Genomic DNA, 23,185 nt, shown 5'->3' with positions numbered 1-23,185 from the left:
ACCGCGGCGAAGCAATCGTAGGCAAGCCAGCTCCCACAGAACAGCATTGCCCATTGGGCTTAAACAAATATCGTGGCTGAGTCCACACAGGGAGAAAACATGGCTGTTGATATTTTCATCAAGATCGGCGACATCAAGGGCGAGTCCATGGACAAGGCCCACAAGGACGAAATCGACGTGCTGAACTGGAGCTGGGGCATGGCCCAGTCCGGCAACATGCACGTGGGCGGTGGCGGCGGCGCGGGCAAGGTGAATATCCAAGACCTGTCGCTGACCAAGTACGTCGACAAGGCCTCGCCGAACCTGATGATGCACTGTGCCAGCGGCAAGCACATCGACAAGGTCAAGCTGACCGTGCGCAAGGCCGGTGGCGAAAGCCAGGTCGAGTACATGGTGATCAACCTGGAAGAAGTGTTGGTCACCTCGCTGAGCACGGGCGGTTCGGGCACCGATGACCGCTTGACCGAGAACGTCACCCTGAACTTTGCCCAAGTGATGGTCGACTACCAGCCACAGAAAGCCGACGGCACCAAAGACGGCGGCGCGATCAAGTTTGGCTGGAACATCCGTTCCAACACCAAGCGCTGATAGCCCTGGCGGCCGTGGCTCCCCGCCACGGCCCCAGGCCTCCCCGCTCAACAACCGTCCCCCTCACACCCCGTCCGTGGAGCTGCTTTGGTGGTAACTGAAATCGCTTCCCGCGACCGTCTGCAACCGTCCCTGCTGGACCGGCTGACTGACGACGACCCGACCAACCCCAAGGAAAGCGCCGACAAACGCGTGCTGTCCCTGACCCAATTGAAAGCCTCGGTGCTGCGCGACCTGGCGTGGCTGCTCAACACCACGTCGTTGCTCGATGCCGATGCCACGCTGCACACCCCGGCCGGCACTTCGGTGGTCAATTACGGCCTGCCGGCGCTGGCAGGCAACAGTGTTTCAAGCGTGGATATCAAGGCCCTGGAAGCCCTGATCTACCAGGCCATCGCCACCTTTGAACCGCGCATCCTGCGCCATACCTTGCGGGTCAAAGCCCGTGTCGGCCATGGCGAGATGAATCACAACGCCCTGAGTTTCGAAATCGAAGGCGACCTGTGGGCCCAGCCGGTGCCGCTGCGCCTGTTGCTGCAAACCGACCTCGACCTGGAATCCGGCCATGTGCGTGTGGTCAACGCCGACCAGCGGAGACGCCCATGAACCCGCGCCTGCTGGAGCTGTACAACCAGGAACTGCACCACGTGCGCGAAAGCGCCGCGGAGTTTGCCAAGGAATACCCGAAGATCGCCAGTCGGCTGACCCTGTCCGGTATGGACTGCGCCGACCCGTACGTCGAACGCTTGCTCGAAGGCTTTGCCTACCTCTCCGCCCGCGTGCAACTCAAGCTCGACGCCGAGTACCCGACCTTCACCCATAACCTGCTGGAAATCGCCTACCCGCACTACCTGGCGCCGACGCCGTCGATGACCGTGGTGCAATTGCAGACCGATCCCGATGAGGGCTCCCTGACCAGCGGTTTCCCACTGCCCCGCGACACGGTATTGCGTGCCGCCCTGGGCCGTGAAACCCAGACGTGCTGCGAGTACCGCACTGCACACCCGGTGACGTTGTGGCCGCTGCAGGTCAGCAGTGCCGAATACTTCGGCAACCCCGCCGCCGTGTTGGGACGCCTGGCCGCCAGTGAGCCGAAAGCCAAGGCTGGCCTGCGCCTGACCCTGCGTACCGGCGCCGAATTGCCCTTCAACAGCCTCGACCTGGATAACCTGCCGCTGTACCTCAGCGGGGCCGACGAGCAACCCTTCCGCCTTTACGAGCAACTGCTGGGCAATGCCTGTGCGGTGTTTGCACGCAAGCCGGGTGGCGATTGGGTCGAGCGCCTGCCGCAGGATGCGTTGCGTTCCCGGGGTTTTGACGACGCTGACGCCGCCATGCCGGTGGTCGCGCGTGCCTTCCAGGGCTATCGCCTGCTGCAGGAATACTTCGCCCTGCCCCACCGCTACCTGTTCGTCGAGTTCGCCGAGCTGAGTCGCGCAGTCAAACGCTGCGACGGCCAGGAGCTGGAACTGATCGTGCTGTTCGATCGCCACGAACCGAGCCTGGAAGGCAGCGTTGGCGCGGCGCAGTTCCTGCCGTTCTGCACCCCGGCGATCAACCTGTTCCCGAAGCGCGTAGACCGCATCCACTTGTCCGACCGGGTCAACGAACACCATGTGATCGCCGACCGCACGCGGCCGATGGACTTCGAGATTCACTCGCTGAGTGGCATCACCGGCCATGGCACCGGGCCGGAGCAGCCGTTCTTGCCGTTCTATGCGGTGCGCGACCCGTCGCGCTATGGCCGCGACCAGGCCTATTACACCGTGCGCCGCGAGCCGCGCGTGCTGTCCAGCGACCAGCGTCGCAACGGCCCACGCTCCACGTACGTGGGCAGTGAAACCTTTGTCAGCCTGGTGGACAGCGGGCAAGCGCCCTACCGCCACGACCTGCGCCAACTCGGCGTGACGGCGCTGTGCACCAACCGCGACCTGCCGCTGTTCATGAGTGTTGGCAACGGCAAGACCGACTTCACCCTGGCCGACAGCGCACCGGTATTGGCCGTGCGCTGTGTCGCAGGCCCGAGCCGTCCCCGCGCCAGCCACGCCCATGACGCCAAGGCCTGGCGCCTGATCAGCCAGTTGTCGCTCAATTATCTGTCTTTGAGCGAACAGGGCCAGGGCGCTGCGGCCTTGCGCGAACTGCTGCGCCTGTATGGCGACAGCAACGATGCAGCGCTGCAATTGCAGATCGAAGGCCTGCGCGACGTCAGCAGCAAAGCGGTGACCCGCCGCCTGCCGATGCCCGGCCCGATCGTGTTTGGGCGCGGGTTGGAGATCACCCTCGAATTCGATGAAAACGCGTTTCGCGGCACCGGCGTGTTCCTGCTCGGTGCGGTGCTGGAACGCTTCCTGGCACGCTACGTGTCGATCAACAGTTTTACCGAGACGGTGATCCGTACCACCGAACGCGGCGAGATCATGCGATGGAAAGCCAAGCCCGGACGTCGTCCGACCCTGTGAGTACCCTGGATGCGATGCATCAGGAGCCCTGGGAATACGATTTCTTCCAGGCGCTGCGCCGTATCGAGTGCGAATCGCCAGACCTGCCGCGCCTGGGCCATTCCCTGCGCCTGGCGGATGACCCGTTGCGCCTGGGTCAGCAGGCGGATTGCACCTTCGCCCCGGCCACGCTGGCGTCGGTCGACCCCGGTGGCGACGGCAAGCCGGCGCGGCTGGAGCAATTCTTCTTCGGCCTTGGCGGCCCCAATGGCCCGCTGCCGCTGCACATCACCGAGTACGTGCGCGAGCGTCAGCGCAACAATGCCGACAGCACCAGCAAACAGTTCCTGGATGTGTTCCACCATCGCCTGCTGAGCCTGTTCTACCGGGCCTGGGCTGAAGCAAGGCCGACGGTCAGCCACGACCGCCCGGACGATGACTACTGGTCTGCACGCCTCGCCGCACTAAGTGGCCGTGGCATGCCAAGCCTGCTGAATCAGGGGCTAATCCCGGATACCGCGAAGCTGCACTACAGCGGCCACCTCTCGGCGCAAACCCGCTACCCGGACGGCTTGAAAGCCATTCTCGGCGAGTACTTCGGCCTGCCGGTGGAGATTGAAGAGTACGTCGGCCAATGGCTGGAGCTGCCCGAGCGCAGCCGCGTGAGCGTAAGTGCCAACCGCCTGGGCGTGGACTTTTGCCTGGGCAGCTTTGTGTGGGACCGCCAACACAAATTCCGCATTCGCCTGGGCCCGCTCACGCTGGATGACTACATGGGCATGCTACCCGGCCACCAGCCGTTCAACGAGCTGGTGGCCTGGGTGGCGGAGTACCTGGGCCACGAACTGGACTGGGACCTCAACCTGGTCCTGCAACAACCCGAAGTCCCGGCGCTGCAACTCAATGGTCAGTTCCGCCTGGGCTTCAATACTTGGCTCGGCAAGCCCGAGCATGACGCCAACGACCTAATCCTGGCCCGGCATTACGCCGATCACGCCACCACCTCAAGGAATCCAGAGCATGGGTGAAATCAGTCGCGCCGCACTGTTCGGCAAACTCAACAGCGTGGCCTACAAGGCCATCGAAGCCGCCACCGTATTCTGCAAACTGCGGGGCAACCCGTATGTGGAACTGGCCCACTGGTTCCACCAGTTGCTGCAATTGCAGGACTCGGACCTGCACCGCATCATCCGTCAGTTCAACGTGGAGCCGGCGCGCCTGGCCCGTGACCTGACCGAAGCGCTGGACCGTTTGCCGCGTGGCTCGACGTCGATCACCGACCTGTCCTCCCATGTGGAAGAAGCCGTGGAACGCGGTTGGGTCTACGGCAGCCTGATGTTTGGTGAAAGCCAGGTGCGTACCGGCTATCTGGTGCTCGGCATTCTCAAGACCCCGAGCCTGCGCCATGCGCTGCTGGGTTTGTCTGCCGAGTTCGACAAGATCAAGGCCGAGGCCCTGAGCGAGCGTTTCGACGAGTACGTCGGTGATTCGCCGGAGAACGCGCTGAGCGCCAGTGATGGTTTCAACGCCGGCGCCGTGCCAGGTGAAGCCAGCGGTGCCATGGCGCCGAGTGCGATGGGCAAGCAGGAAGCGCTCAAGCGTTTCACCGTGGACCTGACCGAACAGGCCCGCAGCGGCAAGCTCGACCCGATTGTTGGCCGTGATGAAGAGATCCGCCAACTGGTCGACATTCTTATGCGTCGTCGCCAGAACAACCCGATCCTCACCGGTGAAGCCGGGGTGGGCAAGACCGCCGTGGTCGAAGGTTTCGCCCTGCGTATCGTCGCCGGCGACGTGCCGCCAGCCTTGAAAGACGTGGAACTGCGCAGCCTCGATGTAGGCCTGCTGCAAGCCGGCGCGAGCATGAAAGGCGAGTTCGAACAGCGCCTGCGTCAGGTTATCGAAGACGTGCAGGCCTCGCCCAAGCCGATCATTCTATTTATCGACGAAGCCCACACACTGGTGGGTGCCGGTGGCGCCGCCGGCACCGGTGACGCAGCCAACCTGCTCAAGCCGGCCTTGGCCCGCGGCACCTTGCGTACCGTGGCCGCGACCACCTGGGCCGAGTACAAGAAACACATCGAGAAAGACCCGGCCCTGACCCGTCGTTTCCAAGTGGTGCAGGTGGCCGAACCGTCGGAAGACAAAGCGCTGCTGATGATGCGTGGCGTGGCGTCGACCATGGAAAAGCATCACCAGGTGCAGATTCTCGACGAAGCGCTGGAAGCCTCGGTGAAACTGTCCCACCGCTACATCCCGGCGCGCCAGCTGCCGGACAAGTCCGTGAGCCTGCTGGACACCGCCTGCGCTCGCGTCGCCATCAGCCTGCACGCGGTGCCGGCGGAGGTGGACGACAGTCGTCGTCGCATCGAAGCGCTGGAAACCGAGTTGCAAATCATCGCCCGTGAGCATGCCATCGGCATTGCGATTGGTGCGCGCCAAACCAACACCGAGGCGCTGTTGAGCGCTGAGCGTGAGCGTCTGGCGACCTTGGAAAGCCGCTGGGCCGAAGAGAAAACGCTGGTGGATGAACTGCTCGCCACCCGTGCAACCTTGCGCGAAAAAGCCGGTGTGGTGGACAGTGGCAACGATGAATTGCGCGCACAACTGGTCGACCTGCAACAGCGCCTGAGTACCCTGCAAGGCGAAACCCCGCTGATCCTGCCCACGGTGGATTACCAGGCCGTGGCCTCGGTGGTCGCCGACTGGACCGGCATCCCGGTGGGCCGCATGGCGCGCAATGAATTGGAGACGGTGCTCAACCTCGACCAGCACCTGAAAAAACGCATCATCGGCCAGGACCATGCCCTGCAGATGATCGCCAAGCGCATCCAGACCTCCCGCGCCGGCCTCGACAACCCGAGCAAGCCGATTGGCGTGTTCATGCTGGCCGGCACCTCCGGCGTGGGCAAGACCGAAACTGCCCTGGCCCTGGCCGAAGCCATGTACGGCGGTGAGCAGAACGTCATCACCATCAACATGAGTGAATTCCAGGAAGCCCACACGGTGGCGACCCTCAAGGGCGCGCCACCGGGTTATATCGGCTACGGCGAAGGCGGCGTGCTGACCGAAGCCGTACGACGCAAACCCTACAGCGTGGTGCTGCTGGACGAGGTGGAAAAAGCCCACCCGGACGTGCATGAGATCTTCTTCCAGGTGTTCGACAAGGGCGTGATGGAAGATGGCGAAGGCCGGGTGATCGACTTCAAGAACACCCTGATCCTGCTGACCACCAACGCCGGCACCGAGCTGATTTCCCATGTGTGCAAAGACCCGGCGAACATCCCTGAGCCGGAAGAAATCGCCAAGGCTTTGCGCCAGCCGCTGCTGGAAATCTTCCCGCCAGCTCTGCTCGGTCGCCTGGTGACGATCCCTTACTACCCGCTCAGCGACGAGATGCTCAAGGCGATCACCCGCCTGCAACTCAACCGCATCAAGAAGCGCGTAGAGACCACCCACAAGGTGACTTTCGATTACGACGACGCGGTGGTCGACCTGATCGTTTCGCGCTGCACCGAGACCGAAAGTGGCGGGCGCATGATCGACACCATTCTGACCAACAGCCTGCTGCCGGACATGAGCCGTGAGTTCCTCACGCGCATGCTTGAAGGCAAGGCGCTGGCGGGTGTACGTATCAGCAGCCGGGATAATGAATTGCACTACGACTTCAGCGATTGACCTGTCGAAATGTGATTAAAACTGTGGGAGGGGGCTTGCCCCCGATGGCGTCGGGTCAGCCAGAAATTTCTAACCTGATACACCGCTATCGGGGGCAAGCCCCCTCCCACACTTGATTCGGTTTCTTCAGTTATCAAGTCATTTACGGGTTAACCGATGCTATTCAACCAAGCCTCACGCCTGGCCAAAATCACCAGCCCCCTCGGGCCGGATGTGCTGTTGCTCAATGAAATGGGCGGTGGCGAGGAGCTGGGCAGGCTGTTCAACTACGAGCTGCAACTGACGTCCCTGGACGCCAACATCGACCTCAACCAGTTGCTCGGCAAACCCATGAGCGTGGGCCTGCAATTGGCGGACGGTGGCGAGCGGCACTTCCACGGCATCGTCGCACGGTGCAGCCAGAACATCGATCAGGGCCAGTTCGCCAGTTATCAGGTGACGCTGCGCCCTTGGCTGTGGTTGCTCAGCCGTACCTCCGATTGCCGGATTTTCCAGAACCTGAGCATCCCGCAGATCATCAAGCAGGTGTTCCGTGACCTGGGTTTTTCCGACTTCGAAGACGCCCTGAGCCGGCCATACCGCGAGTGGGAATACTGCGTGCAGTACCGCGAGACCAGCTTCGATTTCGTCAGCCGCTTGATGGAGCAGGAAGGTATTTACTACTTCTTCCGCCATGAGCAGGACCGCCATGTACTGGTGCTGGCCGATGCCTACGGTGCCCACACCACGGTGCCGGGCTACGCGTCGATCCCGTACTACCCCAAGGACGAGCAGCAACGCGAACGCGACCATATGCACAACTGGCACCTGGCGCAGGAGGTGCAGCCCGGCTCGCTGGAGCTCAACGACTACGATTTCCAGCGCCCCAGCGCCAGCATCGACGTACGCTCGGCCATGCCGCGCCCGCACACCGCCGGCGACTACCCGCTGTACGACTACCCCGGCACCTACGTGCAAAGCGAGGACGGCGAACACTATGCCCGCACCCGCATCGAAGCGCTGCAAACCCTGCATGAACAGATCGAGTTCAGCGGCAATGCCCGTGGCCTGGGTTCGGGCCATTTGTTCAGCCTCACCGGCTTCAGCCGCCAGGACCAGAACCGCGAATACCTGATCGTCGGCTGCCGCTACTACATCGTCCAGGAAAGCCTGGAAAGCGGCGGCGGTTCGGGCTCGGCACAGTTCGAAAGCAGCCTCACCTGCATCGACGCCCAGCAGAGCTTCCGCCCGTTGGCCAGCACCCACCGCCCTATCGTCAAAGGCCCGCAGACCGCGCTGGTGGTCGGCCCCAAAGGCGAGGAAATCTGGACCGACCAGTACGGCCGGGTGAAGGTGCATTTCTATTGGGACCGCCACGACCAGTCCAACGAAAACAGCTCGTGCTGGATTCGTGTGTCGCAATCCTGGGCCGGCAAGAACTGGGGCTCGATGCAGATCCCACGGATCGGCCAGGAAGTGATTGTGAGCTTCCTTGAGGGCGACCCCGACCGGCCGATCATCACCGGACGGGTCTACAACGCCGAGCAGACCGTGCCTTACGACCTGCCGGAAAACGCCACCCAGAGCGGCATGAAAAGCCGTTCGAGCAAGGGCGGCACGCCGGCCAACTTCAATGAAATCCGTATGGAGGACAAGAAGGGGTTGGAGCAGTTGTATATCCATGCCGAGCGTAATCAGGACATCGTGGTCGAGGTGGATGAAAGCCATTCGGTGGGGCATGACCGGAATAAGAGCATTGGGCATGACGAGGTAGTAACGGTCGGCAACGACCGCGTGCGTGCGGTCAAGCATGACGACATGCTCATGGTGGGGTTCAGCAAGACCGATGCCATCAGTAAAAGCTATCTGATCGAAGTGGGTGAAAACCTGCGTCTGGTCTGTGGCAAGAGCGTGCTGGAGCTCAACGCCAGCGGGCAGATCAACCTCACCGGCGTGCAGATTAACGTGTACTCCGAAGGCAGCTCCGAGATCAACACCGGGGGCAACTTGCACCTGAACATTGGCGGTAAGGGCGGCACTACGCCCATGGGCCAAGGGGTCAAAGGCGAAATCGACGCTGCCGTCAATTCCATGTTTCCAAAGCCGCCTTCCGGCCAATAACGAGATCCTAGTTTCATGACCTATCGACTCAATGAACTGCAATTCACACTGCCCAGCGATGAGGTGCAGGATGCGTCCGTCAATATCCTGAAGTTCGCCGCGCTAGGCACATCGTTGATCGTCAGCCGTAGCCTGCTCGGCGATGGTGAAACACTGCAAAGCAACTTCGAAGGCCAACTGGTCAAACTCGAGAAACAGGTGCAAGACTTGCGCTACCAACCGGCGCAGGTAGTTCGCGTGGGCGCGGCGCAGGATGTCGACGCCATCGAAGTACATAACCAGTTCAGCAAGGGCGCCGAGCGTATCTATCAATACCAGTTGGCGCTGGTTGTACCGGGCACCCAGCAGATGCTTGCCCTGAGCTATGTCAAAGCCCAGCCTCTGGGCGACGCTGAAAATGTCCACTGGGCAACGATCAAAAACACCCTGCTGCTGAATCCGAAGCCTTGAAGCCCTTCCTCCATGTCTGACGCACTCTGGGCGGCACGCCTCGGCGACAGCCTGCTACATACCTCGGTTATGGCCGACATCCTGGGCGGCGTGCTGGAAATCGCAGCCAATATCGCTATTACAGCGGTAGCCACTGCTGCGATCGTGGCCGCGACCGGTATTACCGTCGTTACCGGCGGCCTCGGCTGTTTTGTGCTCGGCGCGGTGGTGGGAATCATCGTCGGTATCGGCATGAGCAAGACGGGGGCGGACAAGGGACTGACAAAGGTTTGCGACTGGATAGGCAACGCGTTATTTCCGCCGGTGGTGATGGCGACGATCGCCACCGGCTCACACAACACCTTCACCAACGGCATACCGTCTGCACGTGCCGCTGGTGCTATCGGTCCGGTTAGCTCGCAACTCGCCGAAGGTGGCAGTCCCGAAGAAGCCAGCTACCTGGACATGGCCAAGGGTTTTTTCTCGCAGATGTGGCGCCCCACAGTAGCGGTTCCTGCGCCAGGCGCAGTACCCAAGCCGCTGGATATCGTGATCTGCACCAAGCATCCGCCGATGCCGCCGCAGTTTATTGCCGAAGGCTCCAGCAAGGTCACTATCAACGGTCAGCCAGCCGCCCGTAGCGGTGACCGCAGCACCTGCGATGCTTCGATTGTCGAATCGGGGATGATCTCCAGCAACGTGCGCATTGGCGGTAGTCCGGTGGTGGTCCGCGAGATTCGCAGCGGCAAGACGCCGGGTGTTGGGTTGGCGGTGACAGCACTGTTGATGCTGCGCGGCGGTGGTTCGAAGTTCTTCAGCAAGCTGCCGTGCATGGTGGTGGGCGGACTGGTGTCGTGGGGCACCAGCCAGGTTACCAACGCCATTTCCTCTGCAGTGGTTGGCTCGCCCAACCCGGTGCATAGCTCGACGGGCGCGAAAATACTTGATGGCGAGGACGACCTGGACTTCGCCTTGCCCGGCCTTCTCCCTATCGAATGGCAGCGCTACTACAGCAGCCGAGACGAACGTCGAAATGGCCTGTTCGGCGCCAGCTGGAGCGTGATCTACGAAGTGTTTGTCGAGATTGGCGCACACCCCGAAGGTGGCGAGCGACTGGTCTATACCGATGAGCAAGCGCGCCAGATCGACATGGGCGTGATCCCGCTGGGTGGAGCTGTATTCAGCGCCGGTGAAGGCTTGAGCGTGCGGCGCAATACCAATGGCCAACTACTGATTGAAAGCGTTGATGGACTCTATCGACTGTTCGAGCCAACGCCAGACACCCCTTCGCAACTGCGCCTCAGCCAGTTAGGGGATCGCAATGACAACCGCATTTTTCTCGATTATGACGCCCAGGGTCGGCTGAACCAATTACGAGATACTTTCGATCATGTGCGCGTCGAGTTGGGCTATAGCCAACAATGGCCGGCGCGGGTAGAGCGAGTCGATCGCGTGTACCCCGATCACAGTCGAGAAACCCTCGTCAGCTATGCCTACGACACTCGCGGCGACCTGGCCGAAGTTCGCGACGCCGCCACAAACGTGCAACGTCGCTTCGCCTATGACGCTGGCCAGCGCATGGTCGAGCACCAACTACCCGCCGGGCTACGTTGCTACTACCAGTGGGAATGCGTGGACGATAGCGAATGGCGTGTGGTGCGGCACTGGACCGACGAAGGTGACGAGTACCGATTCGACTATGACCTGTCGGCCGGTGTGACCCATATTACAGACGGCTTGCAACGCGTCAGCACGCGCCGCTGGAACCCGCAGTACCAGATCACCGAGTACACCGACAATCTGGGGAAGACTTGGCAATTCGAGTGGAACGACGAGCGCCAGTTGCTCGGTGCAATTGATCCTCAAGGCGGTAAATGGCAGTTCGGCTACGATGAATCCGGCAACCTGTGCAGCACTCAGGATCCGTTGGGGCGTATCGAATCCACATTGTGGCTGGAGCATTGGTCGCTGCCCTTAGTGGAGACCGATGCGGCAGGCCACGCGTGGCAATATCAGTACGACCAACGGGGTAATTGCGTCAGTGAAATCGACCCCTTGGGACATGTCACACGGTATCGCTACGATAAGTTTGGTCAGGTGGTGGAGATCATCGACGCCACGGGCAAAAGCAAAACTCTGCGTTGGAATGAAACCGGACAGTTAATTCAGCATGTCGATTGTTCGGGGTACCCCACAGCGTTTGAGTACGATCGCCAGGGCCACTTGCAGGTAGTCATCGACGCCTTGGGCGAACGGCAACGTTATCAACACGATTGCCAAGGCCGCTTGCTGCAAACTGAATTGCCGGACGGTCGCACCGAGCTGTACCTGCGCGACACCAGCGGTCTGTTGATCGGCTGGACCGACGCTGCGGGTCACACCACTCGCTACCAATACGGCCGTCGCGGGCAAGTGCGCCAACGAATAGATGCCCACGGCAGGCAAATTGAGTTCCGCTACGACGCCTATGGTCGGTTACAAACCCTGACCAATGAAAACGCGGAAAGCTACCGTTTTGCCTGGGACGAGGGAGACCGCCTCACGGAACAGCAAGACTTGGACGGCAGTGCTCGACGTTATGACTATGATGCGTTGGATAATCTGGCTGCCTTAGAGTACGTTCCCTCGAATGAAGGACTGGCAGTGCCGTCCCCTATCGTGCATCGCCTGGAACGCGATGCGGTTGGTCGCTTGCTGGTGAAAGTTACCGATGATGGCCGTACCGAATACGCCTACGATCCGGTGGACCAGCTCACCGCCGTCACTTTCACAGGTAATGATGAAACCACCCAGGCTTTGGCCTTTGCCTACGATCCGCTTGGTCAACTGATTACCGAACAAAGCGCCGCCGGCAGCCTGAACCATCACTACGATGAACTCGGCAACCTGATCCAGACCCAACTGCCCGATGGCCGCTGGCTCAATCGCCTGTACTACGGCAGCGGTCACCTCCACCAGATCAACCTCGACGGCCGCGTCATCAGCGACTTCGAGCGCGACCGCCTGCACCGCGAAGTGCTGCGTACCCAAGGCCAGATCACCACGCGCAGCGAATACGATCGCAGCGGCCGCCTGCGCTCACGGATACGCCGCCCCAATGGCCAGCCCACGCAACTGCCGGCCGCCCAGCAAAAACACTTCGACTACGACCCGGCCGATAACCTGATCGGTCGCCTGGAACGCGACCGCGACAAGCATCGGGACCAGCGTCAACTGCTGCACTACGACGCGACCGGTCGCATCATCGCCAGCCAGGACAACGCTCAAGGCCAGCAGGAAACCTTCGCCTACGACGCCGCCGCCAACTTGCTGGACGGGCCGCCATCCAGTGCAGGGCTGGTCGTGCATAACAAGCTGCTGACTTATCAGGACAAGCGCTACCGTTATGACGGTTTTGGTCGAATGATCGAAAAACGCAGCGCTGCACGTGGCTTGCAACGCTTCGCCTACGACGCCGAGCACCGGTTGATCGAAGTGCGGAGCCAGAAGGAAGGACGGGAAACGGTTGTGAAAATGACCTATGACCCGCTTGGCCGGCGCATCGCTAAAACCGAACATGACAACAACGGCTACGCGCTGGGTGAAACCCGATTCGATTGGGAAGGTTTGCGCCTGTTGCAGGAGCATCGGCATAGCCAGACCAGCCTCTACATCTATGAAGAAGACAGCTATGCGCCGCTAGCCCGAGTGGATGGGACGGGCGAGCATCAAAGTGTGCGCTACTACCACAACGACCTGAACGGGTTGCCGGAGCAACTGACTGAAGCCGACGGGAAGACAGTGTGGCAGGCGCGGTATCGGGTGTGGGGGAATACGGTTGGGGAGATGCGTGAACCGTACTTTATCGAAGAGCAAAATCTACGGTTTCAGGGGCAGTATCTGGATCGAGAGATCGGACTGCACTACAACACGTTTCGGTTTTATGATCCGGATGTGGGGCGGTTTACGACGCCGGATCCGATTGGGTTGGCGGGTGGCTATAACCTTTACCAATACGCACCCAATACCTCCGGGTGGATCGATCCGCTTGGCCTGCTCAAAGAAGGCGAAGTGGCAGGTTACGGTGCAAAGGCCCACAAGAATGATGGACTGGAAGCACACGAGATTGTCCGCAATAAATTTCTGGAAGAAAAAGGTATCGCCAAAGGTCGGCGTTATAAAGGCAACCCGTCGATTGCCCTCTCTCCCGAGCATCACGACATGGTGCATGCCGAGGAGAATCGTTTGCGGCGCGCTCGTGGGATGGGACCCAATCAGATGCTTAAGCGCGGGAAGCTGGAGATTCGCCTCATGTCCCAAGCCATACACAACTCACTGGTCAAAACCGGCATCATCACGCAACAACAAGCCAGGACCGCGAGGCGCTCTGCCGCGTCATTCGCCAAACGAAAAGGTTGTTTCTAAAGGATCACGGGCTATGGGTATCAATCAAATTATTCTCTCAGAGCAAGACCATAACCTTGGACAAATAGGCGGAGGTGCGTGGCTTACAGACCTTGATCTGTGGCCTAAAGACCCGCAATCCGGTCAGCTTATGCTGCCGGTGATTACGATGACCTCAACGTTCTTGGACGTTCCATTCATACCCTCCGGGATGGCGCTTACGGTGTTCGTCTCCGTTGAGCGAGTTGACGAAACGTACACACGGTCATCTATACGCAAGTTGACTGTCCATCAACAAAGCGAGATGGAGAAACTTCAACTTGGCCATAGCAAAGTTCTGCTTCACGCACTAGCGACTTCCGAACTCACACCCGTTACGTTGGTTGATCCGATTCCGCGAACGTACATTGCCCAGCAGCCACTGACTTCCAAACAAATGGAGGAAGAACTGGAAGACTTGGACTGTGGCGCCGGTATCAGCAAGGCTCTCGGGCGCCCCGCGTGGTTGCAAGACCCTTTGTATGAAAGCCCTCGCTACTATTTTTTGGCTCAGCTAATCGACGCTGACATCGCGAAAATAAGTCCTAACCACGAAGGGATATTCGGTGGTGGTATCGGCTATATATTTGCCGATAATCGAGCGAAAAAGATGAAAGAGGGAGATGTGGGTGGCTATTTCCTCGTTCAATTTACTTGAGTACACAGCACATGAAACCATCAACAGCCCTCGGATGCTTCCTGTAGTCATGTTCACTACGCTAGCAAAAAACGAGCACCGATCAAGGCTCGTTTACCGAAAGACAAGATCATATTGTGCTCAATCCCAATCTTCAGTTAACGGGGCTGGCCCTAGCTTACGCCTTCGCCTAGCGTCCATCGGCTGGAACGTGATGCGGTTGGCCGGCTCGTCGCCAAGACCACCGACGATGGCCGCACCGACTACCACTACGACGCGGTGGGCCAGCTCACGGCTGTCACCTTCACCGATTCGCAGGGCAATGCCCAAGCCCTGGGCTTTGCCTACGACGCCCTCGGCCAACTGCTTTGCGAGCAGAGTTCGGCGGGCAACCTGCAACACCACTACGACGAACTCGGCAACCTGATAGGCAAACTCGACCAACAATCCGCTGCGCAACACCGCCAGTTGCTGCACTACGACGCCACCGGCCGCATCATCGCCAGCCAGGACAGCCTGCACGGCCAGCGTGAAACCTTCGCCTACGACGCCGAGCACCGGCTGATCGAAGTGCGCAGCCAGAAGGACGGACGGGAAACGGTTGTGAAAATGACCTATGACCCGCTTGGCCGGCGCATCGCTAAAACCGAACATGACAACAACGGCTACCCGCTGGGTGAAACCCGATTCGATTGGGAAGGTTTGCGCCTGTTGCAGGAGCATCGGCATAGCCAGACCAGCCTCTACATCTATGAAGAAGACAGCTATGCGCCGCTGGCCCGAGTGGATGGGACGGGCGAGCATCAAAGTGTGCGCTACTACCACAACGACCTGAACGGGTTGCCGGAGCAACTGACTGAAGCCGACGGGAAGACGGTGTGGCAGGCGCGGTATCGGGTGTGGGGGAATACGGTTGAGGAGGTGCGTGAACCGTACTTTATCGAAGAGCAAAATCTACGGTTTCAGGGGCAGTATCTGGATCGAGAGATCGGACTGCACTACAACACGTTTCGGTTTTATGATCCGGATGTGGGACGGTTTACGACGCCGGATCCGATTGGGTTGGCGGGTGGCATCAATCTCTATCAATACTCACCGAATCCCATCACGTGGATCGATCCACTGGGCTGGGCACCGGCAAAACCGGGTGACATTATAGATTATGGAAAAAGCGCACCTGGCTTCGAGAAACATCACGGGATACTCGATGCGTGGTCCAAGCACAACATCAAGGACTACGTATCTCGAAACGGCCAGACACCAACCGTAGTGATGACTGTAGATCAACACAATGCGACCAAAGAGGTTGCTAAAGACTGGGTTCAGAAGAAAACCGGGAAACGGGGCTTTAAAGGTTTCGATTGGAAGAAGGTATCGAAATTCGAAATACTCAGACTTTCCAACAAAATGTTTAAGGCCGCCGAAGCTAAAGGTTTCCCGAAGGCTTCACGCGGTTTGTACAACAAAGCAATGAAAAACTACCTGCGGAAGGGATGCGGAAGATGAGCCTGAGTAAAATCGTTGATTTGATAGAGAATTCTGACTGCACGACAGCACCTTCTACTGGGTTGCCGAGTAATCTCGTCCCCGATGACTTGGCCGATTTTTATAAGCATTACAGCAGCGCTGTTTTCTATCCAAAGGCACAGTACAGCTTTACGATTCAGGCGCCAGAGCTTGAACGTTCCGACTTTGTCGTCATGAACGAAGACTTGGAGGACCCAGACTCCGCTAACTGGTACGCGCTGGTTAAATGTGAAGATCAAATAATTTCAATTGATCTGACACCCGGCCCGCAATTTGGCTATTGCTACGACTCATTCTGGGACAGTTACCCGACGGCCGATGAGAGCACACTGATCGCAAAATCATTTACTGAACTGGTTGAGAAAATCATTAAATCCGGAGGTAAAAATCTATTCTGGATACCAGGCCACACTTGATAGTGAGCCCAAACAATAAAGGGGACGGATCTATTTAATCCGGATAGAGACTGTAAATAAATCTGACCCCTTAGGTCGCAACTCAAGCAGGTCGCTGCGGGAAATAATATGTACCTATTAGAAATCAGTGAAAATTATTCAGAAATTTACTGGTTCAAATACGACCAGAAAAAATCTCCCGACCACCTATTGTTTATTAGTGGAGAAGAGCAATCATCAATTGCTACCACCCCAACCTTTAGAAATAAAAATAAGATCAGCGCATCTCGCTTAATGTCCTTCGATCTTCTTCAAAGTGACACGCTTGAATTTGTAAGCGAGGCAATGGCCAACGTACTGCGCAAATTCCCGAAAGACGCTCAGCTTTTTCCTGCCAGCGTTTATCTAAAAGAAGAAAAGCTGGAAGGTTACTATGTATTCAATGTGATCCAGGTACTTCCTTGTATTGATTTGAATAACTCTCTATATGGTCCCATGTTCAGCTTTATGCCGGATGGTCCTCTGAAATTCACCACGCTTCAAAGTCTGCCACCTGCTACCTTAGGCAATCACCATATCGTGAGAGCTAAGGAAAGTTCACAACGCATCTTTGTTTCCCAGCAGTTCAAGCAGCAATGCGAAGCATCCCAGCTTAAAGGTCTTCGATTCGTAGACTGCTCCAAAGGTATCCAAGTCTGAACAATAAAGGGGACAACAATAAATGGGACGGATCTATTTAATCCGGATAGGGACTATAAATAAATCTGACCCCTTTATCTTTATGACCCCGATATCGGCAGATTCACTACAGAAGACCCGGTTGGATTGCTGGGCGGCATTAACCTCTATCAGTACGCCACCAACCCTCTGGGCTGGAGTGACCCACTGGGCTGGTGCTCGACGAAGCTAGGCAAGAACATGGGGCTCGCAAAGGTGACGGTATGGCCAACCATCACCTGATACCCGAGGAGCTGATCAAACACAAAGAGTTCGGCAAAATGTTCTCCAGGCTGAAAAAGATAGGTTGGGACCCGGATGGCGCCTCCAACGGTGCTTTCCTGCCAGGATCAAAGGACCTTGCCGCTAAAACGCAGCTTCCTGGACATTGGTCGAACCATAACAAGTACACCGATGCTGTCAGGGACAGGCTCAGGAGCTTGAACAAACAACAAGCCGGGTTATCTGATATGGACCTCGCACTGGAAGTCTCGAACATCCAAAAATGGGCGAGCGGCGGGCTGCAGAATGGCCTCTTCAAAACTGATGCAGTTACAGGACGACTTTTATGACCGGCGCCAGCGCTGATTTCTTCATCGTGAACTACCACACCAACGGGACGGATGCGCCCAGCTTCTTTGAGTCGGACTGGACTCCTGGCGTCCCGGAGTTTCATTACCCTTCAGAAACACCGGATGAGAGTCAGTTTGCTAGCGCTTATAAAGTCAAGGCCAAGATCAAGGAGTTGAAAGCGGACCTCATGATTGAGGAGTTGCTGGCGACAGATGCCGTCTTGAACATCTGCGCAACGCTCGAAATTCCTCATATCACGCGTCAGGTCGAGATAGAGTTAAAAGGAAAAAAAACACCTGAAAAACGCTACAACCTTTTCGTTCCGACCGCCCGACTCAGCCTGCTTGATCTTGAGCATTCGGTATTCACCATCGACCGCGACAAATACACCGGCAAACTCAAGACACCAGAAGAAAGTGATGTACCCGCTATCGTTTTTGAGTCCATCGAATCATTCAAGATAAAACCGGGTATTCATCAACACCTGTTTCTATGCACGGATATTAACGAAACGGTCTGTTCGGCTGAATTCAAGGCGATGTTCGAATCCAAGGCGCTCTTTGGGCTAGCGTTCACACCGTTGGATGCCACTTATAAATTTGATCCTTGGGGGGAGTTGTAACCGGGAGGTTACTACTGGCCAGACATTCTCCAGCCTACAAAAAATGGGCACCCGACCCAGTCGGCGTGCCCATCTCTCCTACCACCCCGCCCCCTTCGAGACGGTAACGCTCTTACGCGTTAACAGTGTCTTTCAGCGATTTGCCTGGCTTGAACGCAACCGTGTTGCTGGCCTTGATTTTCACCGGCTCACCGGTTTGAGGGTTTTTGCCAGTGCGGGCGCCGCGATGGCGTTGCAGGAAGGTGCCGAAGCCAACCAGGGTGACGCTGTCCTTGCGGTGCAGGGCGCCGGTGATTTCTTCGAGAACGGCGTTGAGGACGCGGTTGGCCTGTTCTTTGGTGAGATCGGCTTTTTCAGCGATGGCGGCTGCGAGTTCTGGTTTACGCATAAGTGAAGCCTCTTTGACGGTTTTTTGTTGTTATGTCCGTGCTGCTCTCTTCTGGAGCAGCGCCCAAAGCGCCGCAGGCTCTACTCTGCGGCAGACGGGAGTGAGGATGGCATGCCATCGGACGCCGCGCCAGTCTAGCGGCGACCTTTCTAGTGGGAAAAACGTGCTTAATCCGACAGAACGACCGGTATTTACGCCAGCAACGGCGGAAGTTCTTTATTGAGGGCCAGTTTTTCCATCACCGCAGTGCCGGTCAGTGCGTAACCCAGCAGACGGCCACTGGCATCGCGGCACAGGGCCTTGATGTCGGCGCCCTCGCCTTCCACGCTCCAGACGCCTTCGGTTCCGCGTGGCGGTGGCGAGACCACCAGCGGGCAGACCGGCGTCTTGACGGTCACCGGCATCGGGCCGTAGCTGACGGCGGTGGCGTTGCCTGCCAGAGTCTGGGCCAGGGCGCGGGCGCAGCTCATCAGTGGCATTACGTACAGCAGATTAAGGCCGTCAACCTCGGCGCAGTCGCCCAGGGCGTAGATATTGGCGTGGGAGGTCTTGAGGTGGCGGTCCACCATGATCCCGCGGTTGGTCTGCAGGCCGGCGGCGGCGGCCAGGTCGACACGCGGGCGCAGCCCGATGGCGGAGACCACCAGGTCGCAGGCGATCACTTCACCGTCCGACAGATGGGCTTCCAGGCCGTCAGCAGTGCGCTGCAGCCGATTGAGCACCGGGCCCAGGTGGAAGCGTGCGCCGAGGCCTTCAAGGCCAGCCTGTACCGCTGCGGCGGCGGCCGGGTGCAGCAAGGTTGGCATGACCTGCTCGCACGGCGCTACCAGGTCGATCTCATAGCCGCCAAGGATCAGGTCGTTGGCGAACTCGCAGCCGATCAGGCCGGCGCCGAGCAGCAGTACGCGGCGCTTGCCGGCAGCAGCGGCACGAAAGCGTGCGTAGTCTTCGAGGTCGTTGATCGGGAAAATCAGTTCAGCCGCATCGCCCTCAACCGGCACACGCACGGTTTCTGCGCCCCAGGCCAGGATCAGGTCGCGGTAAGCCACCGCTTCCTCACCAATCCACAAGCGCTTGTGGCCGGGGTCGATGCCGCTGACGCGGGTGTGAGTGCGCACTTCGGCCTTGAGTTGCTCAGCCATGGCGCCGGGTTCAGCCATGCTCAGGCCATCGGCTTCCTTGTTCTTGCCAAAGCCGGTGGAGAGCATGGGCTTGGAGTAGGAGCGCCCGTCATCCGCGGTGATCAGCAGCAATGGGGTCTCGCTGTCGAGCTTGCGAAACTCCCGGGCCACGTTGTAGCCGGCCAACCCTGTGCCGATGATCACGACAGGTGCGTTCATTCCTTTCTCCTTGTAGTACGTATCTGAAAACCAAAAATCAGCCGATTTCGATCATTTCGAAATCCATTTTGCCTACGCCGCAGTCCGGGCACAGCCAGTCTTCCGGGACGTCTTCCCAACGGGTGCCAGGCAGAATTCCGTCATCCGGCCAGCCGTCTTTCTCGTCATAGATCAGGCCACAGACTACACATTGCCACTTCTTCATCACTTGCTTCCTCAGGGTCAGGCATCTTGGCCGACGGTCGATAGACCCACGTTGCCGTGCGGCTCAGGGCGTTTTGTACTGATCGGGGCCGGCAGATGCAAGCACGATCGACGCAAACAGCCGGTTCAGACCGGCAAAAACCCGGGACGCCATGGTAAGCTCGCCGCCTCTTTTGCTGCCAATACTGACTCACCGTGCCGCACTCAATCGACCCTCCCGATGCTTGCCAATGGCTGATCCAGAGCCGTCTGCTCCCTGCGCCCGCGCCCCTGACCCTCAATTGGCTGTTCAACGAAGACTCGCTGACGCGGCGGCTGACGTGGCTGTCCAACGATGGTTTCAGCGTGACGCCGCTGTTCGAGGGCTGGCAGCCGCTGCGCGACGATGAATGCGCCGCCCTGGCACTGCCACCGGCCAGTATCGGCTGGGTGCGCGAGGTGTATTTGCGTGGCCACGGCCAGCCTTGGGTGTTCGCGCGCAGTGTGGCGGCACGCAGCGCTTTACAGGGTGACGGCTTGCATATGGATGAATTGGGCAGTCGCTCGCTGGGCGAATTGCTGTTCTGCGACCAGGCATTCACTCGCCAGGCAATCGAGGTGTGCCATTACCCACAACAATGGCTGCCTGTGGCGGATCAGGTCGACGGTCTGTGGGCACGCCGTTCACGCTTTGATCGCGGCCCCTTGAGCGTGTTGGTCGCGGAGATCTTTCTGCCCAGCTTCTGGCACGCGTTGCACGCCCATCCGGAGAACTGCTGATGTACCAACGTCTGCTCAAGTCCCTGAATCACCTGAACCCCAGGGCTTGGGATTTCATCCAACTGACCCGTATGGACAAGCCCATCGGCATCTACCTGCTGCTGTGGCCGACGCTGTGGGCGCTGTGGATCGCCGGCAAAGGCTCGCCCTCTTTGATCAATATCGTGATTTTCGTTTTGGGCGTGGTGCTGACCCGCGCCGGTGGCTGCGTGATCAACGACTGGGCCGACCGCAAGGTCGACGGCCATGTAAAGCGCACGGAACAGCGGCCGCTGGTGAGCGGCAAGATCAGTTCGAAAGAGGCGCTGGTGTTTTTCGCGGTGCTGATGGGCATCAGTTTCCTGCTGGTGCTGCTGACCAACGCCACCACCATCCTGCTGTCCCTTGGCGGCCTGGCGCTGGCGGCGAGCTACCCATTCATGAAGCGTTACACCTACTATCCACAGGTGGTGCTGGGGGCGGCGTTCTCGTGGGGCATGCCGATGGCGTTCACCGCCGAGACCGGCAGCCTGCCCGCCACCGCGTGGCTGCTGTATATCGCCAACCTGCTGTGGACGGTGGGCTACGACACTTATTATGCGATGACCGACCGCGATGACGACTTGAAGATCGGCGTGAAATCCACGGCCATTCTGTTCGGTGAAGCTGATCGCGTGATCATCCTGACCCTGCAGGGCCTTTCGCTGGCGTGCCTGCTGCTGGCGGGCGCACGGTTCGAACTGGGGGGCTGGTTCCACCTGGGCTTGCTGGCGGCGGCCGGCTGTTTTGCCTGGGAATTCTGGTACACCCAGGACAAGGATCGGATGAAGTGCTTCAAGGCGTTCCTGCACAACCACTGGGCGGGGTTGGCGATATTTATCGGGATTGTGCTGGATTACGCGTTGCGCTGAGGTTTTTGTGGCGGCCGGGCTTACGTCTTCGCGGGCAAGTCGAATCGTCGCACCGCCGCTCCCACATTTGGAATGCGTTCCACTGTGAGAGCGGGCTTGCCCGCGATGTTTTCAACGGTACCCTGTGATCAGGGTTTGATGATGTGCCACGCCCCACCCTTGCCATCACCGGTCTTATCGCCCGCCTTGTGGTCATCCTTGTAGGTGTAGACCGGCTTACCCTCATAGGCCCACTGGCTGGTCTGGTCGTCGCGAGTGATGACGGTCCATTTGCCCATCGACGTGTCGGTGGACTCCGCCTTCAGCGGCGGCCAATTGGTCGCACATTGGTCTTTGCACACTGACTTGCCGTCGGCATCCTTGTCGAAGGTGTAGAGGGTCATGCCCTTGTGGTCGACCAGCATTCCGTCTTTAGTCATCGCTGGCTCCGCCGCAAATGCCAGGGTCGGCAGCGTCAACGCGGCCGTTACCAGCAGGGCTTTCCAGGAAATCGTGCTGTAAGTCATCGGAACCTTCCTTTTTCGGTTGTCAGGATTCGGACCCAAAGCGTAGCCCAGAGAGGCGGGAATTGCCCGAGCGACTAAATTACTGTCACACGACTGCAATAATTCCGTTATCTAATGCGGCGCAAGACAGTTAAATGACAAGAGGATTTTTGAGCATGGTTGGCAGGAGCATTCTGATTGTTGACGACGAAGCGCCCATCCGCGAGATGATCGCCGTTGCGTTGGAAATGGCCGGCTACGACTGCCTGGAGGCGGAGAACTCTCAGCAGGCCCATGCCATTATCGTCGACCGCAAGCCGGACCTGATCCTGCTGGACTGGATGCTGCCCGGCACCTCCGGCATCGAACTGGCCCGCCGCCTCAAGCGTGACGAGCTGACCGGGGACATACCGATCATCATGCTCACCGCCAAGGGCGAAGAGGACAACAAGATCCAGGGCCTGGAAGTCGGTGCCGACGACTACATCACCAAGCCGTTTTCCCCACGCGAGTTGGTCGCTCGTCTGAAAGCCGTATTGCGCCGCGCCGGCCCAACCGATGGCGAGGCGCCTATCGAAGTCGGCGGCCTGCTGCTGGATCCGATCAGCCACCGCGTGACCATCGACGGCAAGCCGGCCGAGATGGGCCCGACCGAATACCGCCTGCTGCAATTCTTCATGACCCACCAGGAACGCGCCTACACCCGTGGCCAATTGCTGGACCAGGTGTGGGGCGGCAATGTGTATGTGGAAGAGCGCACCGTGGACGTGCATATCCGGCGCCTGCGCAAAGCCTTGGGCGATGCCTACGAGAATCTGGTACAAACCGTGCGCGGCACGGGCTACCGCTTTTCAACCAAAGGTTGAATTCAGCTGCAAGCTCTCAGCTACAAGCGGCAAGTAGAAGCTGATCTGCTCTGACTTGAAGCTTGCAGCTTGAAACTTTTCACTGTCCGAAGGACCGATCGTGAACCAAAACTGGCATGGCACC

At 58.9% G+C, this 23,185-nt stretch carries 20 protein-coding genes and 2 pseudogenes; 18 read left to right on the top strand and 4 right to left on the bottom strand.

The annotated features are described in order from the left end of the window. Positions 1 to 99: 99 nt before the first annotated feature. From KHP07_RS10340 to KHP07_RS10270, 15 genes and pseudogenes are all read left to right on the top strand, one after another. Positions 100 to 588 (top strand): Hcp family type VI secretion system effector, encoded by a 489-nt coding sequence (locus KHP07_RS10340; protein ID WP_005792512.1) that lies wholly within the window; start codon positions 100 to 102, stop codon positions 586 to 588. Between the two features lie 90 nt (positions 589 to 678). Beyond that, a complete protein-coding gene (gene tssE / locus KHP07_RS10335) occupies positions 679 to 1,194 on the top strand; it encodes a type VI secretion system baseplate subunit TssE (RefSeq protein WP_005792513.1) in 516 nt (171 codons plus the stop codon). Further along, positions 1,191 to 3,050 carry a type VI secretion system baseplate subunit TssF gene (tssF, locus tag KHP07_RS10330; protein WP_078050757.1) on the top strand — a complete coding sequence of 620 codons (1,860 nt, stop codon included), beginning with the start codon at positions 1,191 to 1,193 and terminating at the stop codon, positions 3,048 to 3,050. Before tssE ends, tssF begins: the two co-directional genes overlap by 4 nt. Beyond that, complete coding sequence (gene tssG, locus KHP07_RS10325; RefSeq protein WP_078050758.1) at positions 3,014 to 4,057, top strand: type VI secretion system baseplate subunit TssG; 1,044 nt, start codon at positions 3,014 to 3,016, stop codon at positions 4,055 to 4,057. The genes tssF and tssG overlap by 37 nt, the downstream gene beginning before the upstream one ends. After that, positions 4,050 to 6,707, top strand: a complete 2,658-nt coding sequence (gene tssH, locus KHP07_RS10320; protein WP_214497156.1) for a type VI secretion system ATPase TssH — start codon at positions 4,050 to 4,052, stop codon at positions 6,705 to 6,707. The genes tssG and tssH overlap by 8 nt, the downstream gene beginning before the upstream one ends. 156 nt (positions 6,708 to 6,863) lie before the next feature. After that, positions 6,864 to 8,807 carry a type VI secretion system Vgr family protein gene (locus tag KHP07_RS10315; protein ID WP_214497155.1) on the top strand — a complete coding sequence of 648 codons (1,944 nt, stop codon included), beginning with the start codon at positions 6,864 to 6,866 and terminating at the stop codon, positions 8,805 to 8,807. Between the two features lie 15 nt (positions 8,808 to 8,822). Beyond that, the gene (locus tag KHP07_RS10310) at positions 8,823 to 9,257 is read left to right on the top strand and encodes a DcrB-related protein (RefSeq protein WP_122729910.1); all 435 of its coding nucleotides are present in this window, start codon (positions 8,823 to 8,825) and stop codon (positions 9,255 to 9,257) included. A gap of 12 nt (positions 9,258 to 9,269) precedes the next feature. Next, complete coding sequence (locus KHP07_RS10305; RefSeq protein ID WP_250883521.1) at positions 9,270 to 13,640, top strand: RHS repeat-associated core domain-containing protein; 4,371 nt, start codon at positions 9,270 to 9,272, stop codon at positions 13,638 to 13,640. Positions 13,641 to 13,653: 13 nt separating this feature from the next. Next, positions 13,654 to 14,316, top strand: a complete 663-nt coding sequence (locus KHP07_RS10300) for a hypothetical protein (protein ID WP_214497154.1) — start codon at positions 13,654 to 13,656, stop codon at positions 14,314 to 14,316. A 162-nt stretch (positions 14,317 to 14,478) separates the two neighbouring features. After that, positions 14,479 to 15,801, top strand: a pseudogene (locus KHP07_RS10295) (RHS repeat-associated core domain-containing protein); the annotation flags it as partial. Continuing rightward, a complete protein-coding gene (locus tag KHP07_RS10290; RefSeq protein WP_214497153.1) occupies positions 15,798 to 16,238 on the top strand; it encodes a hypothetical protein in 441 nt (146 codons plus the stop codon). The pseudogene KHP07_RS10295 and the gene KHP07_RS10290, both read left to right, overlap by 4 nt. 108 nt (positions 16,239 to 16,346) lie before the next feature. Beyond that, complete coding sequence (locus KHP07_RS10285) at positions 16,347 to 16,916, top strand: imm11 family protein (RefSeq protein WP_214497152.1); 570 nt, start codon at positions 16,347 to 16,349, stop codon at positions 16,914 to 16,916. An 81-nt stretch (positions 16,917 to 16,997) separates the two neighbouring features. Further along, a pseudogene (locus KHP07_RS10280) lies at positions 16,998 to 17,150 on the top strand (RHS repeat-associated core domain-containing protein); the annotation flags it as partial. 8 nt (positions 17,151 to 17,158) lie between these two features. Continuing rightward, positions 17,159 to 17,506 carry an AHH domain-containing protein gene (locus tag KHP07_RS10275; protein ID WP_214497151.1) on the top strand — a complete coding sequence of 116 codons (348 nt, stop codon included), beginning with the start codon at positions 17,159 to 17,161 and terminating at the stop codon, positions 17,504 to 17,506. Then, positions 17,503 to 18,129 carry a hypothetical protein gene (locus KHP07_RS10270; RefSeq protein WP_100491872.1) on the top strand — a complete coding sequence of 209 codons (627 nt, stop codon included), beginning with the start codon at positions 17,503 to 17,505 and terminating at the stop codon, positions 18,127 to 18,129. Before KHP07_RS10275 ends, KHP07_RS10270 begins: the two co-directional genes overlap by 4 nt. A 112-nt stretch (positions 18,130 to 18,241) precedes the next feature. On the opposite strand, the gene KHP07_RS10265 is transcribed toward KHP07_RS10270, so the two are convergent. The 3 genes from KHP07_RS10265 to KHP07_RS10255 form a co-directional block, all read right to left on the bottom strand. Next, positions 18,242 to 18,517: an HU family DNA-binding protein gene (locus KHP07_RS10265; RefSeq protein ID WP_003176958.1), complete on the bottom strand. Its 276-nt coding sequence runs from the start codon at positions 18,515 to 18,517 to the stop codon at positions 18,242 to 18,244. A 191-nt stretch (positions 18,518 to 18,708) separates the two neighbouring features. Continuing rightward, complete coding sequence (locus KHP07_RS10260; RefSeq protein ID WP_078050763.1) at positions 18,709 to 19,857, bottom strand: NAD(P)/FAD-dependent oxidoreductase; 1,149 nt, start codon at positions 19,855 to 19,857, stop codon at positions 18,709 to 18,711. 37 nt (positions 19,858 to 19,894) lie between these two features. Then, positions 19,895 to 20,062 carry a rubredoxin gene (locus tag KHP07_RS10255; protein ID WP_015886569.1) on the bottom strand — a complete coding sequence of 56 codons (168 nt, stop codon included), beginning with the start codon at positions 20,060 to 20,062 and terminating at the stop codon, positions 19,895 to 19,897. A 194-nt stretch (positions 20,063 to 20,256) separates the two neighbouring features. Here KHP07_RS10255 and KHP07_RS10250 point away from each other — a divergent pair, with 194 nt between their 5' ends. Together KHP07_RS10250 and ubiA are read left to right on the top strand one after the other, a co-directional pair. Further along, positions 20,257 to 20,820, top strand: coding sequence for a chorismate--pyruvate lyase family protein (locus KHP07_RS10250; RefSeq protein WP_214497150.1), 564 nt, complete (start codon positions 20,257 to 20,259; stop codon positions 20,818 to 20,820). Next, positions 20,820 to 21,710 (top strand): 4-hydroxybenzoate octaprenyltransferase, encoded by an 891-nt coding sequence (ubiA, locus tag KHP07_RS10245; RefSeq protein WP_214497149.1) that lies wholly within the window; start codon positions 20,820 to 20,822, stop codon positions 21,708 to 21,710. Before KHP07_RS10250 ends, ubiA begins: the two co-directional genes overlap by 1 nt. A 128-nt stretch (positions 21,711 to 21,838) precedes the next feature. On the opposite strand, the gene KHP07_RS10240 is transcribed toward ubiA, so the two are convergent. Beyond that, positions 21,839 to 22,216 carry a COG4315 family predicted lipoprotein gene (locus tag KHP07_RS10240; RefSeq protein WP_100491870.1) on the bottom strand — a complete coding sequence of 126 codons (378 nt, stop codon included), beginning with the start codon at positions 22,214 to 22,216 and terminating at the stop codon, positions 21,839 to 21,841. Between the two features lie 155 nt (positions 22,217 to 22,371). Here KHP07_RS10240 and phoB point away from each other — a divergent pair, with 155 nt between their 5' ends. Continuing rightward, positions 22,372 to 23,061: a phosphate regulon transcriptional regulator PhoB gene (gene phoB, locus KHP07_RS10235; RefSeq protein WP_003176964.1), complete on the top strand. Its 690-nt coding sequence runs from the start codon at positions 22,372 to 22,374 to the stop codon at positions 23,059 to 23,061. Positions 23,062 to 23,185 lie beyond the last annotated feature (124 nt).

The sequence above is a fragment of the Pseudomonas sp. VS40 genome, assembly GCF_018587885.1.
In the GTDB taxonomy this organism is placed as follows: Bacteria; Pseudomonadota; Gammaproteobacteria; order Pseudomonadales; family Pseudomonadaceae; genus Aquipseudomonas; species Aquipseudomonas pergaminensis.
This window is presented reverse-complemented; position numbering and strand designations above follow the sequence as displayed.